Origin of the sequence: Halomonas sp. M20 (genome assembly GCF_020622265.1) — a bacterium.
Classification (GTDB): Bacteria; Pseudomonadota; Gammaproteobacteria; order Pseudomonadales; family Halomonadaceae; genus Modicisalibacter.
Genome location: NZ_JACNMQ010000002.1, coordinates 1 through 18,502 on the forward strand (window position 1 = coordinate 1; position 18,502 = coordinate 18,502).

The window sequence follows — 18,502 nt, forward strand, 5'->3', positions numbered from 1 at the left end:
CCTTGCGCGCCAGATGCAGCATCACCGAGGAGTCCTTGCCGATGGAGTAGAGCATCACCGGGTTGGCGAACTCGGCGGCGACTTCGCGCAGGATGTGGATCGACTCCGCCTCGAGCTGCTTGAGGTGGGTCTGGGCCTTGAATGAAGACATTGGGTGTTTCCTCTCTCTACATGCCCTAATGACAGACACCGGAATCGGTGAACCGTCGTGGCAGTGTGCTCAAGAGAGTACGTTAGCGAGACAACATCGATAACGTAAAAGAATTAATAAACATTCTTTAAGTACAGAATGAAATATAGGAGCGATAGAAGCGGGAGCGGTCTTAGATGTCTACACGCTCGATCCAGGTCGACAAGCGTGAATCTTCCAGGTCGATGACGCGAAATCCAGGTAACGCGTCATCGTCGACAGCAAAGTCTGCCGAGCCGGGCAGAAATTGATCGCTGGTAGCGGGACAGCCATACACCAGAACGTTATCCAACCGCTGCGCAAGCGTCTGGTGAATATGTCCGCACAGAACGGCATTTACCTGAGAGTAAGGTGCCAGGGTTTGCCAGAAGGCATCTCGATCCTTCAAGCCGATGGCGTCCATCCAATTGGAGTCGATGGTTATCGGAGGATGATGCAGCGCCAACAAGACGCGTCGTTCATCTTTTCCCAGGCGCTCTGCCAAGGTTTCAAGCTGCTTCTTTCCCAGTTCACCATGAGGGTGCCCTTCGACCTGGGAATCGAGAAGCAGCAGGCGCCAGCTGCCAAGATCGATCTCATCCTGTAGCGGGTGTACGACATTCATTAGATCATGCGCATCGTGGTTGCCCGACAACCAGAACCAGGGGCAGCCGAAGGAGGAAAAGAGCGTCGCGGCGCAACGATAGGAAGCCTGGGTTCGGTCCTGGCTGATATCCCCGGTGACGAGGACGATATCGGGACGCAGTTGCCGGGCGCGCTTCACCACTTTTTGCAGCTGCACCAGCGGATATCCCGTGCGAGAGCGAGCATCGGGATCAGCGTGAAGATGGCAATCGGTAATCTGGATCAGACGCATCAGCGCAGTTCGGGCAACCGTACGGCATGGCCATGATTGAAACCATGATCCAGCCACTCGCCCAGAAAGCGATTGAGCTGAAGCTTTTCATCCGGCTGATGCATGCGTGCGTTGGGATAGCGATAACGCCCGTTGAAGTGACGTTGACGTTGGAAATCGGTGACTTCTGCCATGCGTACATCATGGTAAAGGTGCACCTGCATGCGCGGCGTATCGATGAAGGCGTCGAGGACACCGGTCTGAGCCACCCGCACGATCGTGGTGTAGGGAGCACATTCGAGTACTTCCAGCCATAACGTACCGAAACGGCTGGATTCTCCCGCCAGCGGCACCTCGCGCACGTCACCGGCATCAAGATCCCCCAGCAGACGAGTCATGCGCAGATAGTTGGCTGTGCACTCCCCCTGCAGTGTCTTGAGATCGGTTACATAGGCGGTTCTGGCCACTAAATCATCTCCTTGCTCGTAATGAAGCGCGTTCTCGCGCCAGCCAATAAAAGGTAATCAGGCACATGGCGTTGTCGAGACGACCCGCCTCAAGAAGCTCCCAGGCCCGGGCAAACGATAGCACATGCACCAGGATATCCTCGTTTTCCTCATCGAGACCATGCACGCCACCAAGGTTGCCGGAATCCACCAAGCCACAGAACAGGGTCACTCGTTCGTTGCAGGCGCCGGGGCTGGGATAATAAGAGTGCAGCTCGAACAACTCCTGTATTTCGCATCCGGCTTCTTCCATGGCCTCGCGGCAGGCCACATCCGCCGGTGTCTCTCCCGGTTCGATCAAGCCAGCCACCGGCTCGAGCTTCCAGGGGCTCAATGAATCGCTCAGGGCTCCGACCCGCATCTGCTCCACCAGCACGACACAGTCGCGCTCCACGTCATAAAGCAGCACCCCTACCGCATCATGTCGAACATGCACCTCTCGAGTGACTTCGTTGCTCCAACCACCATTGAACAGGCGGTGGCGCAGATGACGTCGCTCAAGGCTGAAAAATCCTTGGTACAGGCAGTCGATGCTGGTCAGCTCGACATCGGCGGCACCAAAGCGGGGCGTATCCAGCGAGTTCCCTTCGGCCATGCGTTCTCCCTGACGAGATAAATAAAGAGAGGATGAAATGAAGAGGGGGTGATATGAAACGAGCCTCCACAAACAATACTCTATTATCGGGGTCGTGCCCGCCAATTCCAACCGCGATCGACGTTACTGAAGAGATGCCACCAGCCTACGGGCCCGATCGCGCAGCGCCTCATCGGATATCTCGCGCTCGCCTCGCGCCTCGCCATTCACCGCAAGCCGAGCATGCTCAAGCGCCTGATCCTTGCGGCCCTCCTCTTCCAGGAAAGCAGCGTAGTAGTAATTCACATCGATACCATCGGGTCGAATTGCCAGCGCTTGCTGGAACATCGCCTCGGCGGTCTCGCTATTCCCAAAGCCTACCGGCCAACCTGGCACGCGATCATAAAGCGCACCCAAGGTCACGTAGGCCGAGCCGCCGTTACCCTTCGGATCGAGTTCGATACCACGCTCCAATGCAGCTCGAGCGTCCTTGGCCAGCCCAAGTGCAGACAAGCCTCCTGATTCCCGGGCCTGGGAGGCCAGCACGATACCTTGCCAGATCAATACCCGGGCGTCGTCGGAATATTGCCGAGCAAGCGTACCTGCTTCATCGGCAAGTCCTTCGAGCGCTTTAGCACGAGCATCTTCGGGCATTTGAGTCGTGATATTCTCCCAGCGGTTCTTGAGGGAGAACAACTCACTTTCCTGAGCCATCAAGCTGGGTACGCCGAAGGCCAGGAACAGTCCCAACAGGCTGGCTTTGAGTAGACGAGGTTGAAACGGCATGGGGAACCCCCTGAAATACGTTATGGTTGTTGTGATTGTTCCAGGAGCAATAACGTCTCCTGACTGCAATGTAACGAACGTTTGAATGACACGCTATCGATAAAGCTATCGGCAAACAGTCATCGCAAGACAGAGGCATCTCATGAAAGGCCGCAACATGACACGCTGGCGGGATCCGGCCAAGGATCTACGCCAGGAGAAGAAGAGCGATTTGATCACCCCGGAAGGGTTTGCTCGACTCAAAGGTATCCACGATCATCTCGCCCGAGTGCGCCGCCCGGAAATTTCGGCCAAGGTCGGTGAAGCTGCAGCGCTGGGTGATCGCAGTGAAAATGCCGATTACACCTACAACAAGAAAGAGCTCAATCGGATCATTGCCCGCATCCGCTACCTGGGCAAGCGCCTGGACGAACTCCAGGTAGTCGATCGCCTACCCGCAGACACCGAACGCGTCTATTTCGGCGCCTTCGTGGCCCTGGAGGACGAAGACGGCGAAGAGCTGGCCATTCGCATCGTCGGCCACGACGAGACCGATACCGCCAAGCGCTGGATCAGCGTGGATGCACCGCTGGCTCGTGCCCTGCTCGGCAAGGCCCTCGATGAAGACGCCACCGTCGCCGCACCGGGGGGCGAAACCACCTATATCATTACCCAGATCGACTATCGCTCACCTTAAATGGCGCTCGCGACCCCAGGGCGGCGTCACTACGCCATCAAGGGGGAGAAACGACGATGATCCAGCCAATCGAGCGTTTCCGCCAAGGAGTAACGACGACCTTGTTGATCGTCTCTCAATATGGCCTCGTATGAATCTTCACGCCGCCAGCGCGGCAACAGCCGGAAGCATTCATCGGTATCGATGCGCGCGCCGATCCCGGCGGTTTCATCGGAGCCATATATTTCTACCATTGCGCTCAGGTTTTGCTGGCGCAGCTGACCCGCGACGTCTGCCTCGGCCAGCCCTATTGAATTCAATGCCGCCGTCGTCAATCCCAACACCTTATTCGGAAACGCTAGCCTCTGGCGGCTCAATTGACGCCAGATGAGCGGATCGCCCACGACGACATCGCCGGCTTGGAGTTTTCGTGCCCGAACCATTGCCAGTGCCGAATCGCCACTCACGACAGGCACATTCCGAAATTCAGGCAACAACACACTGAAAATGAGGCCATAGATAGAATGACGAGGCGCAAGTGCCACGATTCGGGTCACACGATCGTCCAGTACGTCCTCAAGATACTGAGCAAAGTAAGCCGTCTCCTCGACCAGATCATGCCACTGATGGACATACACCTTTAGCGCCTTGGTATTACCGGAGGTATTCAAGGCAATGTTGCAGGTTCCGCTTCCCCGCGCTACGGCGATCAGATCCACCCATTCGCCAAGGGTCTTGCTGCGCAGCAGAGAATCTTCGACGCCATCCCCCGTCAGCTGAAAGTAAGTGTTCACTTGAGCTACCAGCGCAACCATCTCCCCGAAATCGACTTCGAGCGAATGGGGCTTTCTTTGAATGGCAGAGGCTTCCGCCAAGTCATGTATGCGGGTTTTCTCGTTCCAGCCGGCCGTATCGATTTCGTGATCGCCGAGACGCCTGAGTGTTTTCAACTCATCCGCGATCAGGGATGTCGTGACATCAAGGAGTCTGGGGCGGGACAACACCAATATCGACATGGGAGCTCTTGCCTTGAGGGGCCTTGTGAGTTGAGTAATAAACGGTTGACGAAGGCCCTGTAGGAACTGCCGGAACGTATTTTCTGTATGCGCCTTCGTCTCGATAGGCTTCAGTATGCGCGCCGGGCTCGGCTGGCAAAGAAAGAAATAGCGGGGTCCAAGGCCGGTTAATTGGCAAGCTCCGGCTGTAGCTCGCCCAATTCTCTGGCAATGGCGCTCCCCAGCCAGGCCGGAAAGTCACCGTTTGCGCGCCATGTACACTCGAAAACGACGGTCGTCCGCGAGGATCTCGAAACCGCCGAAGGCCGCATCAAACAGATCCGGATAGGGCAAGAACGCATTGGCCACCACTATCAAATAGCCGCCCTTCTCGAGGTGCTCCGGGGCCTGGCGAATCAAGCGAGACGCCGGGCCACGGTCGATGGCTCTCTCCTGATGAAACGGCGGATTGCTGACGATCACAGCGAAGCGCTCGCCTTCTGGTAATGCGGAATAAACATCGCTTTGATGAACGCTGCCGTTCAAACTATTGGCGGCCAGAGTGCGTCGGGTAGCTTCTACCGCGAAAGCACTGCTGTCCACCGCTGTTACCTTGGCATCCTGCCGTGCCAACCAGGCGCTGATCACCCCATCGCCGCAGCCGATATCGAGTACGCTTGCGCCTGCAAGCTTCAACGACTTGGGCAGGTTGTCGAGTAGAAGCGCTGTACCGCTGTCGAGCTTACCGTGGCCGAATATGCCGGGATGACTGACCAATCGCAGGTCGAGGGCTTCGAACGTCGTCCAGGCATCATCTGGGGCCAGACTCACTTGCCCGACCCGCGTCTCGAACAGCATGCAGCGCCGGGCGTTGTCGAGACGCCGGCAGCCAAGCCCCAGCGCGGCAAGAATCTTGAGTACTCTCCGAATGCCGCCCTGATTCTCACCGACTATCTGTAATCGCGTACCTTCGGGTAGCTGCGCGCACAGCGCCAATAGCCACCATTCCCCCAGGGCATGGGCCTTGGGCCAGAACAGCACGGCGCCAGGCACCTCTTCGATGCCCGGTGCCAAGTCGTCATACACCGTTGCGCCCCGCTCGCGCCAGGCCTGGGCGATGCCTAGATCGGTGCTCCATAGCGGCCCCGGCTGATCGCTCAGCCAGGGGTCCGGCGGCGGCGCCACCCATAGCCAGTTTTCATAACCCTCGGATTGGCGTTCGAGCAATTGACAGGCAGGCGTCACGGCAGTCATACGATTTGTCCAGAAGTGTCAGGTTTATGGATGCTATACAGCAGATAGCGGCCCAGCCGCCAATGGGGATCGACATCGCAGTAGCGGCGCTCGAGCTCGAAAAGCCGGGCCAGCATCGCCTCGTCCGGATCACGCTCGCGCAGATAGTCGTGGAACACGCGAATACCCGCCACATGCTCAATGACCAGACCTCGCTCGGCCAACCAGCCGGCAATCTGATCGTGAGTCAAGGGCGAAATAGGCGTCAGACGCTGACGCTTGCCGGTGCCGGCCAGCCGGTCATCCAGCGCCTTACCTAGATTGCCCTTGACGATATTGGAAAAGCGCAGCGCATCCCGATTGAACACCATGAGCGACAGATGCCCGCCCGGGGCCAGCAACTCATCGACGATACCGATCGCCTCCTCCGGATTAGCCAGCCATTCCAGTACCGCATGACAGACGATCAGCGGCCAGGGCCCGGGGGCGTGTTCCGGCAAGGCTTGCAGCGACAATTGCAGAAACTCTATATCCAGGCCGGTCAAGGACGCCTGCGCTCGACCCTGCATTTCTTCCGAGGGCTCGGCGAGGGTCACGGCATGGCCCCGGCGCGCCAGCCAGGCGCTCATCTGCCCCAGACCGCCGCCGATATCCAGTGCCGGCTGGCCTTCAAGGGGCAAGGTGCGGGGCAACAGATGATCCAACAGCGCCAGACGCAGCTCGCCTCGGGTCGCACCGTATAAACTGGCCGCAAACTTGTCCGCCAGGCCGTCGAAGATGCGATCGCTTGAAGTCACCAGAGCGCCTCTTGTAGGAAAGTAGGCCAGTCTAGCGCTCACTCTTTCAGACGCCAACCGAATCCATGTCTTCCCAGACGCTTATCAGGCTTCGGGTTTATCTCATGGTACAGGACGCATATAATGCAGCTCGCTACCAAGCAAGCCCCCATAGCTCAGCTGGATAGAGCGTCCCCCTCCTAAGGGGAAGGTCTCAGGTTCGAATCCTGATGGGGGCGCCAGCAAACCTACGCCAATTCTGAACTTTATCTTTAAGCTGATAGCGTAGCGTCAGCGGCGGACACCAACTGGACACCGTCACGCCGCTACCGAAGCACAAACCCCGGATGAAAGCAGGTATGCCAGCAGGCGCTTGACCGATCGACTGAATGTACGCTATGAGCAACAGGTTAAATAAAATCGCCTCGCAATGTCTCGGCGACATTCAGACGAACGTAATATTGCAGGAAACCCTAGGCATCCGATTTTCTTTGATCCCCCTTCTGGCCCGAGCTAGCCAATTTCAAGCAGGAAGAAAGCCCATTGAACCCCTTCGGCTTCGATAATCCATAAGCATAGGCCAATGAAAAGCGTTAGTTATCACTGTAATTTCTTTGCCATCTTTGTTGTATGGCAGTCAGCAGGATACTAAGCTGATTTCTAATGGATAAATAAATACCATGGATCTGGAAAAATTCGACATGAAACCTTGGCGAATTGGGATAGCTATTCTTATTGTACTAGCTATCGTTGGTATCGTGGCCTTCGCGCTCACCTGGCGCTCAGAAATACCTGCAGTGGCCGAGGACGCTCAGCCCGACGTGGAGCGTACCCTGGCATCGAAAGGTTACGCCTTAGCGCAGCTTGGCAACTGCGCAAGCTGCCATACCGCCAAAGACGGCAAGCCCTATGCCGGTGGTCTAGCCATGCCGACTCCCTTTGGCACGATCTATTCCACCAATATCACCTCGGATCGTGATACCGGTATTGGAACCTGGTCTGAAGAAGCCTTTGCACGCGCCATGCGTAAAGGCATCGATCGTGAAGGCGGACATCTCTACCCGGCGTTTCCTTACAATCATTTCACTAAAGCCAGTGACGATGATATCCACGCACTTTATACGTTTCTGCGCTCCGTTCCCGCGGTACGCAACGATGTCTCCTCGAACGACCTCACCTTTCCATTCAATATCCGGCCCTTGATTGCAGGGTGGAATTTTCTCTTTCTTGACACTGATCAGTTGGAACCGGTGTCCGACCAAAGCGAGCAGTGGAACCGCGGGCGCTATCTGGTTGAAGGACTGACGCACTGCGGAGCCTGCCATACGCCTCGCAACATCATGGGTGCCGAGAAGTCGTCGGAAAAATACCAGGGCGCAATGATTGACAACTGGTATGCCCCGCCGCTCAGCGGTGACGCTGCTCGTAATTGGCAAGCAGACCAGCTGGACAACTATCTCGCCACCGGCTTCAACCAGGATCACGGTGCCGCGGCAGGCCCGATGGCTGAGACGGCAGTCAATCTGAGCCAGGCGCCACCCTCTGACGTGGAGGCCATTGCCGTCTATATTGCCAGCTTGAACGACGGCAAGGGGCAACGGTTAACGCCTATCGACAATCAGGATATCGACGTTTCCGCTTCAGCTCATGATCTCTGGGTGGGGTCCTGCGCCAAGTGCCATGAAAGTACTGCAGAGGTCGGTCCCTCGAAAGCACTGCCGCTGTCGTTCAGCGGAGCGGTCCGGCAATCCAGCCCGGCGAACGCAGTACGCACTATCGTCAATGGCATAGATGCCTATCGCGACATGGGCGGCGCCTATATGCCTGGCTTCGCCGATATTCTGTCGAACGACGAGGTAGCGGAACTCGCCCAATATATACGCCGCCGCTATTCCAACGAAGCGGAGTGGAGCGAGCTGGAGGATGTGATTTCAACGGCGCGTTCCAGCGCGAAGGGAAAGGAATAAAAGGATGAGCGTCAAGATCGAGGTCAACGGAACCGTCCACGATATCGACGGTGACCCCTCAATGCCGCTGCTGTATGCGTTGCGCGACAAGATCGGTTTACGTGGTGCCAAATTCGGCTGCGGTCTGGGTCAGTGCGGCGCCTGCACGGTGCTTGTGGACGGTCGTGCGGTGTTTTCCTGCATTACACCGATTACCGCGCTCGAGGGCCGCTCGGTCATTACCACCGAAGGATTACTGGAAGACGGCAAGCCCAACAGGGTGCAGCAGGCCTTCATCGATGAACAGGCGGCCCAGTGCGGTTATTGCATCGCCGGCATGGTAATGCGCGCGCAGCATCTGCTGAATGAAAATCCCGACCCCACGGATGACGAAATACTTGCCGGAATGCAGGCGAATCTTTGCCGATGCGGTACTCACGCAGCGATCATCCGCGCCGTCAAACTTGCCGCCAGGGCCTAAAGGGGAACGCTTTCATGGAAAATTCACCCAAGCTCTCGCGGCGCGCGTTCTTGAAGGGCACCGGAGGGCTGATCGTTACCTTTTCGATACTGGGCAAGGTGGTATCCGCCCAGGAAGCCGGGCGCGATATAAAGACGCGCACCCTGAAATCCGTCGAGGACGGTGTCGTCGATTCGTATCTTGCCATCGACAAGGACGGCATGGTCACCGTCTTTAGCGGCAAGATCGATTTCGGCACCGGTGTGCGCACGGGGCTGGCCCAGATTGCCGCGGAAGAGCTTTATGTGCCCCTGGAAAATGTCACCGTCACCGAGGGTGACACGTCACTCACCCCCGATCAGGGGCCGACCTACGGCTCTCTTTCCATTCAGGAGGCGGGGCTGAACCTGCGCCTTGCCGCAGCGACGGCCAGGGAGGCGCTGCTTTCTGCGGCGGCGGAGCGTATGAATGCCGCGAAGGAGAAGCTGACAATCAGCGGCGGCGTCATCAAGGCTCAAGGCGAAAGCCTGGGATATGGCGAACTGGTCAGCGAGAAGCGCCTCTCGCTTGATGTAAACAAGGACGTCAGGCTGAAAGATCCTGCGGATTACACCATCGTCGGCCAGTCCATCACCCGTCGCGGCCTACCTGGCAAGATCACCGGTGATTTCGTCTACATGCAGGATCTGCGCGTGCCCAACATGGCGTATGGTGTGGTCGTTCGCCCACCGGCCATCGAGGCAACGCTGGAGGAAGTCGACGAAGACTCGATTGCGCATCTGACGGACGTGGTCAAGATCATCCGCAAGGGCAATTTCCTCGGCATCGTTACCGAAAGCGAATGGTCTGCCGTGCGCGCCGGCCGCGAGATAAAGGCGACCTGGTCCACCACCGAGTCGCTGCCGGAACAGAGCAGGTTGTGGGAACACGTGCGCAATACCAACATCGTCAAGGACGATGTGACCAGCGATATCGGCAATGTCGATAGCGCTCTCGAAAACCCCGACCGTACCCTCAAGGCGACCTACGACTTCGCGCTGCATACCCACGGCTCCATCGGTCCTTCCTGTTCCATTGCCGATTTCAGCGGTGGCAAGCTGGTCAACTGGTCGTCCTCCCAGGCAACTCACCGGCTGCGACGCGAACTGGCCGAGATGTTCTCGCTTGCCGAGGAGGATGTACGCTGCATCTATCTCGAGGGTGCCGGCTGCTACGGGCGCAATGGCCACGAAGATGCCGCGGCGGATGCCTCGCTTTTATCCCGCGAGGTCAGGCGGCCGGTGCGGGTTCAGTGGATGCGCCACGATGAACACGGCTGGGACCCCAAGGGCCCGCCGACACTGATCGATCTGCAGGCCGGTATCGACGACCAGAACCAGGTAAGCGCGTGGAAGTCCACGTTCTTCATCCCTCAAGGCGCCGGCGGGCGCGTCGGACTGTTGCCAGCGAGCCTGTCGGGTTTACCGACCACGGCAGAATTGAACCCTGGCGGCATCACCAACGATTCCGCCATCCCCTATCAATTTCCCAATGTTCGAACCCTCTGCCACCGGCTCGAGACCACGCCGCTGCGCCCGTCCTGGATTCGTTCGCCGGGACGCATGCAGAATACCTTTGCCAACGAGGCGTTCCTGGATGAGATCGCCGCCGAGCTTGGAGTCGATCCCATCGAGTACCGCCGTCAGCGGCTCGAGGCATCAGACAGCCGTGGACACGAAGTGCTGGATCGCCTGGAGATACTGGCGAAATGGGAAAACCGTCCCTCGCCCAAGCAGGATTCCGGCGACAGAATGCTTGTCGGGCGCGGCGTCGCCTATGTGAAGTATGAGCTGAAGCGCACCTACGTCGGCGCGGTGGCCGAGGTCGAGGTGGATCGCTATTCCGGCAAGATCCACGTCAAACGCTTCTTCGTGACCCATGACTGTGGGCAGATCATCAATCCGGCCTCCGTGCGCGCCCAGATCGAAGGCAACATCATTCAGACCACCAGCCGCACGCTCATGGAAGAGGTGACCTTCGATCGCGAGATGGTCACGAGTCTTGACTGGGCCACCTACCCGATCCTGCGATTTAAGGACGTTCCCGAGGTGGTCATCGAGTTGATCGGCCGCCCAGAGGAGGTTCCCTGGGGCGTTGGCGAACCCGCGGCGGCTATTGTTTCGGCCTGCATTTCCAATGCGGTATTCGACGCTACGGGAACAAGGCTGCGTTCTGTGCCTTTCAAACCTGAAAAGGTACGCAGAGCATTAAAACGAAAATACGAATATAAATGATTCCTGGTTGGCGTTGAATTTCGAGCCGACAGTTACTAAAAACATCACGAGGAGAGATGGTATCTAGTCAATCGCTGAGCACGTCTACACTGCCTGTAAACGATGGCTCAAGGTTTGGTACTGCGCTTTTAAACCTTCAAACAGGGTTTGACGCAGCCAGCCATGGCCCGCGTCCTCATGGAAACGCTCGTGCCATATCAGCCAATAGGAAAAAGGCGCCACTTCAAGCGGCAGCCGCCGTAATGCCAGCGGCCAATGATCGAGTATGCTGGCGGCCAGACAACCGGGCACAGACAACAACAGGTCACTGTGCTGTGTCGCCGAGAAGCTCGCCAGAAAATGCGGCTGGCGCAGACTCACACGACGCTTCAATCCATGCTTGGCTAAGGCCAGATCCACCGCCCCCCTATCGTCACCGCCCATGCTGATCAACTGATGATCCGCCTCCAGGAAGGCGTCCAGCGTAAACTCTTCTTCGGACTTATTTGCCAGCGGATGGTTTTCGCGCATCACGCAAACGAAGTGATCGCTACCGATCTCGCGACCGTGCACACTGGCCGGCACCCGATCGCCGGGTACGCAAAGCGCCAACTCGGGACCGCCTTCGTCGAGCTTCTGCTCGATGCTGCCGCTGTAGCCTTGAATGTCCAGGCGCAGATTTGGCGCCTGGTGCTTGAGGGTTTGCCACTGCGGCACGAGAAAGGCATGCATGCCGTAGTCGGAAGTCGCCAGTTGAAATCGCCGCGTAGTGCTTGCCGGATCGAATTCAGGTGGTGCCAGCAGTGCACCCAATTCTTCCAATAACCGCGCCAGTGGCGGGCCCAACGCTTCAGCCCGCGCCGTGGGGCGTAACCCGCGGTGGGTTCGCACGAATAAAGGGTCGTCCAAGGAGTGACGCAGTCGAGACAAGGTGCGCGACACCGCGGGCTGACTGAGATTGAGTCGCTCTGCGGCCCGAGTAACGCTTCGGGAGTCCAATAGCGCATGCAGGGTAACCAAGGCGTTTAGGTCATGATGGGCCAAATCGGCAAGGTGCATACAATTATCGCCATGGTGACAGTTGACTGTATTTCAATGGCACTGTTATCAGCATAATGCATATCGCTTTTAAGCAACTTGCATTGGCGTGATATTACCGAACTGGCTACTCTGTTGCCATTGTTTTAAGGCGATGAATTTCTGGCACACAGGAGTGAGCTATGCAAAGCCGTTATTTTACTATTCACGATCATCCACAAGGTATGCCGAAACGCGACCTGTTCAAACTCGAGGAACGCGAACTCCCCGAGCTACAGGATGGCGAAGTACGTATTCGCAACAGCTGGCTTTCCGTTGACCCCTATATGCGTGGCCGCATGGATGGCGTGACCACGTACATCGACCCTTTCGAGCTGGGCAAGCCCTTGGAAGGCGCCGCCGTGGGCGAGGTCATCGAGTCGCGGAACTCCCGTTTCAAGGAAGGCGACAAGGTGCGTCACATGGGTGGCTGGCGCGATGTTGCGCAACTGCCCGGTGATCAGGTCGAAGCATTGCCTGAGTTCGATGTACCGGAACAAGCCTATCTCGGTGTGCTCGGCATGCCGGGTACCACCGCTTGGGTGGGGCTCAACATCATCGCCGAGATGAAGGATGGCGACAACGTACTGGTCAGCGCTGCCAGCGGTGCCGTGGGCTCTCTCGCCGTACAGCTGGCCAAGGCCAAGGGCGGCACCGTGGTAGGTATCGCCGGCGATCAAAAGAAACTCGACTGGCTCGAATCCCAGGGCATCAAGGCAGTGAGCTACAAGGGCAAGGGCGCCAAGCAGCTCAGTGAAGATCTCAAGGCCGCCTGCCCGGAAGGCTTCGACGTCTACTTCGAGAACGTCGGCGGCGACTGTCTGGAAGCGGCGCTCAACAATCTGCGCGTCGGCGCGCGTATTGCCGTGTGCGGCATGATCTCGCGCTACAACGATCAGACTCCCAGCGCCGGCCCTGGAAACCTAGCGATGATCCTGATTCGCCGCGCACGTATGCAGGGCTTCATCGTCTTCGATCACTGGGAACACCACGGCGACTTCCTGAAGGAATTCGCCTCCCGGGTGGCCAGCGGCGAGATCGACTATCAGGAAACCGTCGAAGAAGGCCTGGAACAGACGCCGGATGCCTTCCTTAAGCTCTTTGAAGGCGGCAATCAGGGCAAGATGCTGGTCAAGCTGTAAGAGTTCATTACCAATCCCCAGCGAGAACGGGCACCGGAGTCAAGTCGCAGCGAGGGTCTTTTGCCATGGCCGGAAAAAGCTCCATGCGATTCCGGCATTTCCGCCATCCATGGCGGTCAGAAAGCAAAAGTAGCGCCCACGGATGGGTTTACAGCGCCCTCGCGAAGACTTGTCTACGGAAAAGCCCGGTCAAGGTTCTAAACGAAACGCCCAGACTTTTCACTGCTCATCGAGGACCCGCCCGGGCTACGGGCAGGTTCAGCACCCTATTCATCAAGGACGGCCTTCATGGCACATGAAACCTTATTGACGCCGGTTCGTTTCGGCAATCTCACCCTCCCTAACCGCGTACTGATGGCCCCGCTGACTCGGGCCCGCACCCCGGATAGCGTTCCCGGCGAACTCCAGCAAGCCTATTACGGACAGCGCGCCGGTGCCGGCCTGGTCATCAGCGAGGCTACCAACATCTCCCCCACCGCCCGGGGCTACGTCTACACCCCCGGCATCTGGACCGATGAACAGGAAGCCGGCTGGAAGCGCGTGGTGGATGCCGTTCACGCCAAAGGGGGTCGCATGGCGCTACAGCTTTGGCATGTGGGCCGGGTATCCCACGAGATGGTGCAACCCGACGGCCAGGCACCGGTAGCACCTAGCGCGTTAAAAGGCGAAGGAGCCCAGTGCTTCGTCGAATTCGAGGACGGCAGCTCAGGCCGCCATGAAACAAGCACGCCCCGGGCGCTGGAAACCGACGAAATCGCAAGCGTCGTCGACGACTACCGCCAAGCGGCAATTCGTGCCAAGCGTGCCGGCTTCGACATGATCGAAGTGCACGCCGCCAACGCCTACTTGCTCAACCAGTTTCTGGCGACCGGCAGCAACCAGCGCACCGATCAGTACGGTGGATCCCTGGAAAATCGCGCTCGCTTTCCGCTGGAGGCGCTCGATGCGGTGGCGGAAGTGTTCGGCCCGGAACGTACCGGCATTCGCATGTCGCCGTTCATCGAGATTTTCGGCCTGACCGACGAGGAGCCGGAAGACATGGCCTTCTATATGGCGGAACAGCTCTCCAAGCGCGGTATCGCCTATCTGCATATCAACGAGCCGGACTGGGCCGGGGGCGACATCAAGCTGACGGATGACTTTCGTCGCGCCCTGCGTGAGCGCTTCAAGGGCGGCCTGATCTTCTGCGGCCACTACGATGCACAGCGCGCCGAGCGCATCATCGGTGACGGTATCGCCGACGCCGTGGCCATCGGCCGTTCCTACATTGCCAACCCGGATCTCGTCGAGCGCTTCCGCCAGGGCGCTTCGCTCAACGAGCCCAATCCGGATACCTTCTACGGCGGCAAGGAAGAGGGCTATACGGACTATCCTTTCATGGATAATGGCTATGATCGAATCTCATCCTGATTTAGCCAGCCCTCATTAAGACAAAACGCCGGTGGAGCCTATGGCCCCACCGGCGTTTTAGTTGTCACCGGAAAATCTCACCTCTAAAGCCGTATTACTTTAGACTGTCTTATAGAGTTAATTATACAAAAACTAGATATTTAATATTTTAATCTTATTAAACTAATTCAAGGGGAAAGAAATAAGCCAGTTATTTTGGTTAGCGCCGTGGAGTATTTCCATGACGAAAAAAATTCGAGTCGCCATTAAAATAAAGTTACATATTAAAACACAACGAGACTCGCATGGAACCTACTTCATCTTCTTCAAATGCATCCTTTAACGATTTCATGCTCTCTTTAAAAGAGACCAGGAACGATCCCATTTATCGCCTGCGTGAAGCTAACAGGAAACTCAGGGAGGCAACTCTCAAGATGAAAATTGCAAACTCCCGAGTACAATACAGCTTGCTCGATTTGAAATTCGAACTTCTACAGATTCAACAGCGTAAGGAAGAACTGGAATCCAAGCTCGAAAAATAAAGAAGCCATCACCTTAGCCCCACCCCCAAGCCTCCCCAGGGAGGCTCCTCCAGACATGGCTCTGCCTGCAAGATAGCGGATACACGCGTCTAGAAGGCCCATTCCAGCCATTTATCCAACGCAAAAAAAAGCACGTTAGCTATCGGCTAACGTGCCAAAACGATCGAACACGGTTAAACAAACTAAACAACAAAAAACAGTAAATATATTTAATCGACAGTTAAAACGTCTGTACTCTAAATAAAACAGCTATTTCAATTAGCCCATCACCTGGCCACACATTTCTTGATTGGCTTTAAGTGCATCGAAATAACTTTGAAAACGGTGAATCTCGCGTACCTTACCACCGGTAGTTTCCTGCAATACCCAATGATCGGGTTTTCTAAGTTTTTGACCATTGCCCGTAGTGGTAGGGGTAATCTTGAAACTGCGCTTAGCCATATCGTTCACTCATGTCATCTGCGAAACACATCGCTATGATGAAACAAAAACGAACGAATGGAAATATTATTTTACTCAGTAACTGAATGTAACAAAGTACTAGATAACGCGTACTTCCTAGGCTATGGATCTACAATTGGAGCTGACATGGGAGGCTTCCAAAAAACGGTTACTTTTCTGATAGAAATATAAGCTTATGATATGAATTATTTTTTTGACAGACCCCATCCCAAGCCTCCGGAAGATACGATAGCATTTTTCTAGTACCTGTGCTTGTCAACTTGTACGATATCCCCTCTCAATCGGCATCTCGATCCGGTTGCCTCTATTTTTTTAACGTCATTGCCCCATGCTTTACGTTTTTTTGTAACAAAAATATACGCCCTTGACCTGCATCTGGCCTCACTACCAATGGCCTCGAAGTGGCCTTCTCGTGCGGTTACGCTCCTTTTCGCGGACATGAGTATTGGGAAACGGCTGGCGTCGCTGTGTGGGCGCCTGCTACACACCTGCAAGCAAACTTAAAGTGCACGTCTGCTAGACCCATTGTCTCTGCAAACCTGCCCTAACCTGGTTCGTTATTGGTCAATCCTCGCAATGGTATCTATCCTGAGGGGGTGCATTCGAATAGGAGTACACAATGAGCCAAGGAGATATTCGCCTTAAACGCGCCTATGACGCCCCTGCCAATAATGACGGCAAGCGCATTCTGGTCGATGGAATGTGGCCACGGGGGGTAAAGAAAGAAGAAGCCGATATCGATGAGTGGTTGAAAGAACTGGCGCCAAGCAAGGAGCTGCGCCAATGGTTCGACCACGATGCAGACAAATGGGAGGAATTCCAACAGCGCTACAAAAAAGAGCTGAAGAACAGCCCAGATGCGATGAAACAACTGCGGGAGCACCACAAGAACGGGCGCATTACCCTGGTGTTCGCGGCCAAGGACGAGCAGCACAATAACGCCGTAGCGCTCAAGCGTCTGTTACAGGGAAACGGGTGAAGGAAAGCGTTGTCTCTCATGATTGAACAACGGGTGATTGCACAGGCAGCCACGAAAAAGCCGGCCCTGAGGCCGGCTTCGTTATCACATGAGCTGTGATCGGATATTGCTTGGCTTAGAATGCGTAGACCGCACCTACTGCAACGCCGTTACCATCGTCATCTTCGCGATCGTACCAAGCGCCTTCAACGAAGGTGTACATGGCAGAGGAGATGTTGTAGGTAGCGCCCAGAACGATCTCGTTACGTGAGTCCGTGCTGGTATCAGAAGGCAGATCCTGGTCTTCGAAAGCTGTTTCCAGGGTATCGCCGAAGTCGGAACCGCCTACATCAACGTACTGGTAGGCGCCGTAGATGTCGCCCATGCCGTAGCCGTAGCGTGCACCCACACCATAACGGTTCTCGGAAGGCAGGAAGTCTTCATCGCCGGACTCGTAACGCTCATACTTGAGTGCCAGGCGCAGGGCATCGATAGTGTACTGGAAGGTCACACCGTACTGCTCACCGGCATCGAATTCATCCCCTTCAACAAGGCCGTCAGGGACACCATCACCATCAACGTCCGGACCAGGCTCCAAGAAGCTAGTACCAGCGACATCACCCTCGACGTTGTCGAGGTTGTCGTAGACACCCGCTACGGAGAAACCGCCAACGGTGTACTTCAGACCGCCGTAGAAAGAGGCATTGCCGGAATCAGAAAAGTTCTCACTCTCCCCGTCGCCCTTGTACTGAGTACCCACGGCGAACTGCAGACCACCGAAGGAAGGTGACATGTACTGCAGGCGGTCGCCTTCGTTGTCGTTATCGTCGTTCTGGGTATTGGCACCGTCATCGCCGATGATGGAACCATCAGAGAGATCGAAATATTCGTTGTTGGACACCGGATCCTGGATCCAGTCATCCATCAGGCGGTCCCAGGAACCCAGACGCGCATCACCGAAGTTACCCTTCAAGCCCATGTAGGCCTGGTCACTGCGGGAAATACCGTCTTGGTTACCGTCGCCTTTGGCTTCGTCGGCGTTGAATTCCCACTCCGCCTTGAAGTAGCCGGTCAGGCCCGGGTTGATGACGTGCTGACCGGTAACACCGAAGGTGGAACCGTTATCGAAGATATCGTCGGTGCTACCTTCGTCGCCACCGTCGATACTCCTGTAAGCAATCTGCAGGTTACCGTACAGATCGAGCTGGGTGCCGTCCTGATTGTAGACAGTAGCGGCCTGAGAAGCTGCGGAGGCACCGATAGCACCGGCAATGGCAGTTACTAGAAGCGTCTTTTTCATCGCATTAGTTCCTTAACTTACTGTTCGATCGTTGTTTGCTTATGCAGTCGGCTTGCCTGGCGTTACCGCTATGTTCATAAAGGTTGCCATGGTCAAGCCTTGTTATTATCCAATGCTCGCAGGAGAAACCTTATACTGGGTCTTTCAGGAACGCAACAAGAAAAAACACTGTTTTTAATCCCGTTATTGAAATATCCCAAGACCTACTTCTGTATTACGCCTCCCCATACTACCCAAATGCCTGCAGCTACCGGAATTCGGGCCTTCATCGCACGATGCCCTTTTGCTCATTGCCAGCCGGGTATCAATGCGAACAGTGTTCATGATGACACTCTCGCAGGATGTTTCAAGTCTGCATTGCACAGAAAGAGCATAAAAAGATGACTTGAATCAAAAAGAGACGTGTAACTCGCTGTTATGCAAG

18 protein-coding genes, 1 tRNA gene and 1 pseudogene are annotated in these 18,502 nt (G+C 56.2%); 9 read left to right on the plus strand and 11 right to left on the minus strand.

Features of this window, described 5'->3' with window-relative positions; genetic code table 11:
• The 5 genes and pseudogenes from H7850_RS05640 to H7850_RS05660 form a co-directional block, all read right to left on the minus strand.
• Positions 1-151: pseudogene (locus H7850_RS05640) on the minus strand (phosphoadenosine phosphosulfate reductase family protein); the annotation flags it as partial.
• A 172-nt stretch (positions 152-323) separates the two neighbouring features.
• Positions 324-1,046: a metallophosphoesterase family protein gene (locus H7850_RS05645; RefSeq protein ID WP_227368550.1), complete on the minus strand. Its 723-nt coding sequence runs from the start codon at positions 1,044-1,046 to the stop codon at positions 324-326.
• On the minus strand, positions 1,046-1,492 hold the full coding sequence (locus tag H7850_RS05650) for a DUF1249 domain-containing protein (RefSeq protein WP_227368551.1): 447 nt from the start codon (positions 1,490-1,492) through the stop codon (positions 1,046-1,048). Before H7850_RS05650 ends, H7850_RS05645 begins: the two co-directional genes overlap by 1 nt.
• A gap of 4 nt (positions 1,493-1,496) precedes the next feature.
• Positions 1,497-2,126 carry an NUDIX domain-containing protein gene (locus H7850_RS05655; protein ID WP_227368552.1) on the minus strand — a complete coding sequence of 210 codons (630 nt, stop codon included), beginning with the start codon at positions 2,124-2,126 and terminating at the stop codon, positions 1,497-1,499.
• A 123-nt stretch (positions 2,127-2,249) separates the two neighbouring features.
• Complete coding sequence (locus tag H7850_RS05660; protein WP_227368553.1) at positions 2,250-2,891, minus strand: hypothetical protein; 642 nt, start codon at positions 2,889-2,891, stop codon at positions 2,250-2,252.
• Between the two features lie 142 nt (positions 2,892-3,033).
• On the opposite strand from H7850_RS05660, the gene greB reads away from it, so the two are divergent.
• Positions 3,034-3,567: a transcription elongation factor GreB gene (gene greB, locus H7850_RS05665; protein WP_227368554.1), complete on the plus strand. Its 534-nt coding sequence runs from the start codon at positions 3,034-3,036 to the stop codon at positions 3,565-3,567.
• 29 nt (positions 3,568-3,596) lie between these two features.
• Here the strand turns inward: greB and H7850_RS05670 are convergent, their stop codons facing one another.
• From H7850_RS05670 to H7850_RS05680, 3 genes are all read right to left on the minus strand, one after another.
• Positions 3,597-4,562 (minus strand): hypothetical protein, encoded by a 966-nt coding sequence (locus H7850_RS05670; protein WP_227368555.1) that lies wholly within the window; start codon positions 4,560-4,562, stop codon positions 3,597-3,599.
• A gap of 237 nt (positions 4,563-4,799) precedes the next feature.
• The gene (locus H7850_RS05675) at positions 4,800-5,795 is read right to left on the minus strand and encodes a class I SAM-dependent methyltransferase (RefSeq protein ID WP_227368556.1); all 996 of its coding nucleotides are present in this window, start codon (positions 5,793-5,795) and stop codon (positions 4,800-4,802) included.
• Positions 5,792-6,574 (minus strand): methyltransferase domain-containing protein, encoded by a 783-nt coding sequence (locus tag H7850_RS05680; RefSeq protein ID WP_264477281.1) that lies wholly within the window; start codon positions 6,572-6,574, stop codon positions 5,792-5,794. Before H7850_RS05680 ends, H7850_RS05675 begins: the two co-directional genes overlap by 4 nt.
• Positions 6,575-6,715: 141 nt before the next feature.
• Here H7850_RS05680 and H7850_RS05685 point away from each other — a divergent pair.
• From H7850_RS05685 to H7850_RS05700, 4 genes are all read left to right on the plus strand, one after another.
• Positions 6,716-6,792 (plus strand) — tRNA-Arg (locus H7850_RS05685).
• 438 nt (positions 6,793-7,230) lie between these two features.
• Positions 7,231-8,517 (plus strand): c-type cytochrome, encoded by a 1,287-nt coding sequence (locus H7850_RS05690; protein ID WP_227368558.1) that lies wholly within the window; start codon positions 7,231-7,233, stop codon positions 8,515-8,517.
• Positions 8,518-8,521: 4 nt separating this feature from the next.
• Positions 8,522-8,977 (plus strand): (2Fe-2S)-binding protein, encoded by a 456-nt coding sequence (locus H7850_RS05695; protein ID WP_227368559.1) that lies wholly within the window; start codon positions 8,522-8,524, stop codon positions 8,975-8,977.
• Between the two features lie 14 nt (positions 8,978-8,991).
• Complete coding sequence (locus H7850_RS05700; RefSeq protein WP_227368560.1) at positions 8,992-11,229, plus strand: xanthine dehydrogenase family protein molybdopterin-binding subunit; 2,238 nt, start codon at positions 8,992-8,994, stop codon at positions 11,227-11,229.
• 84 nt (positions 11,230-11,313) lie between these two features.
• Here H7850_RS05700 and H7850_RS05705 read toward each other — a convergent pair whose 3' ends face one another.
• Positions 11,314-12,267, minus strand: coding sequence for a LysR family transcriptional regulator (locus tag H7850_RS05705; protein WP_227368561.1), 954 nt, complete (start codon positions 12,265-12,267; stop codon positions 11,314-11,316).
• A gap of 161 nt (positions 12,268-12,428) precedes the next feature.
• On the opposite strand from H7850_RS05705, the gene H7850_RS05710 reads away from it, so the two are divergent.
• The 3 genes from H7850_RS05710 (at position 12,429) to H7850_RS05720 (ending at position 15,358) form a co-directional block, all read left to right on the plus strand.
• On the plus strand, positions 12,429-13,427 hold the full coding sequence (locus H7850_RS05710; protein WP_227368562.1) for an NADP-dependent oxidoreductase: 999 nt from the start codon (positions 12,429-12,431) through the stop codon (positions 13,425-13,427).
• A gap of 288 nt (positions 13,428-13,715) precedes the next feature.
• Positions 13,716-14,837 (plus strand): alkene reductase, encoded by a 1,122-nt coding sequence (locus tag H7850_RS05715; RefSeq protein ID WP_227368563.1) that lies wholly within the window; start codon positions 13,716-13,718, stop codon positions 14,835-14,837.
• Between the two features lie 284 nt (positions 14,838-15,121).
• Positions 15,122-15,358 (plus strand): hypothetical protein, encoded by a 237-nt coding sequence (locus tag H7850_RS05720; protein WP_227368564.1) that lies wholly within the window; start codon positions 15,122-15,124, stop codon positions 15,356-15,358.
• Between the two features lie 258 nt (positions 15,359-15,616).
• Here the strand turns inward: H7850_RS05720 and H7850_RS05725 are convergent, their stop codons facing one another.
• Positions 15,617-15,799, minus strand: a complete 183-nt coding sequence (locus H7850_RS05725; protein WP_227368565.1) for a hypothetical protein — start codon at positions 15,797-15,799, stop codon at positions 15,617-15,619.
• Between the two features lie 640 nt (positions 15,800-16,439).
• Here H7850_RS05725 and H7850_RS05730 point away from each other — a divergent pair.
• Complete coding sequence (locus tag H7850_RS05730; protein ID WP_227368566.1) at positions 16,440-16,799, plus strand: DUF488 domain-containing protein; 360 nt, start codon at positions 16,440-16,442, stop codon at positions 16,797-16,799.
• A 115-nt stretch (positions 16,800-16,914) separates the two neighbouring features.
• Here the strand turns inward: H7850_RS05730 and H7850_RS05735 are convergent, their stop codons facing one another.
• Positions 16,915-18,078, minus strand: coding sequence for a porin (locus tag H7850_RS05735; protein ID WP_227368567.1), 1,164 nt, complete (start codon positions 18,076-18,078; stop codon positions 16,915-16,917).
• Positions 18,079-18,502 lie beyond the last annotated feature (424 nt).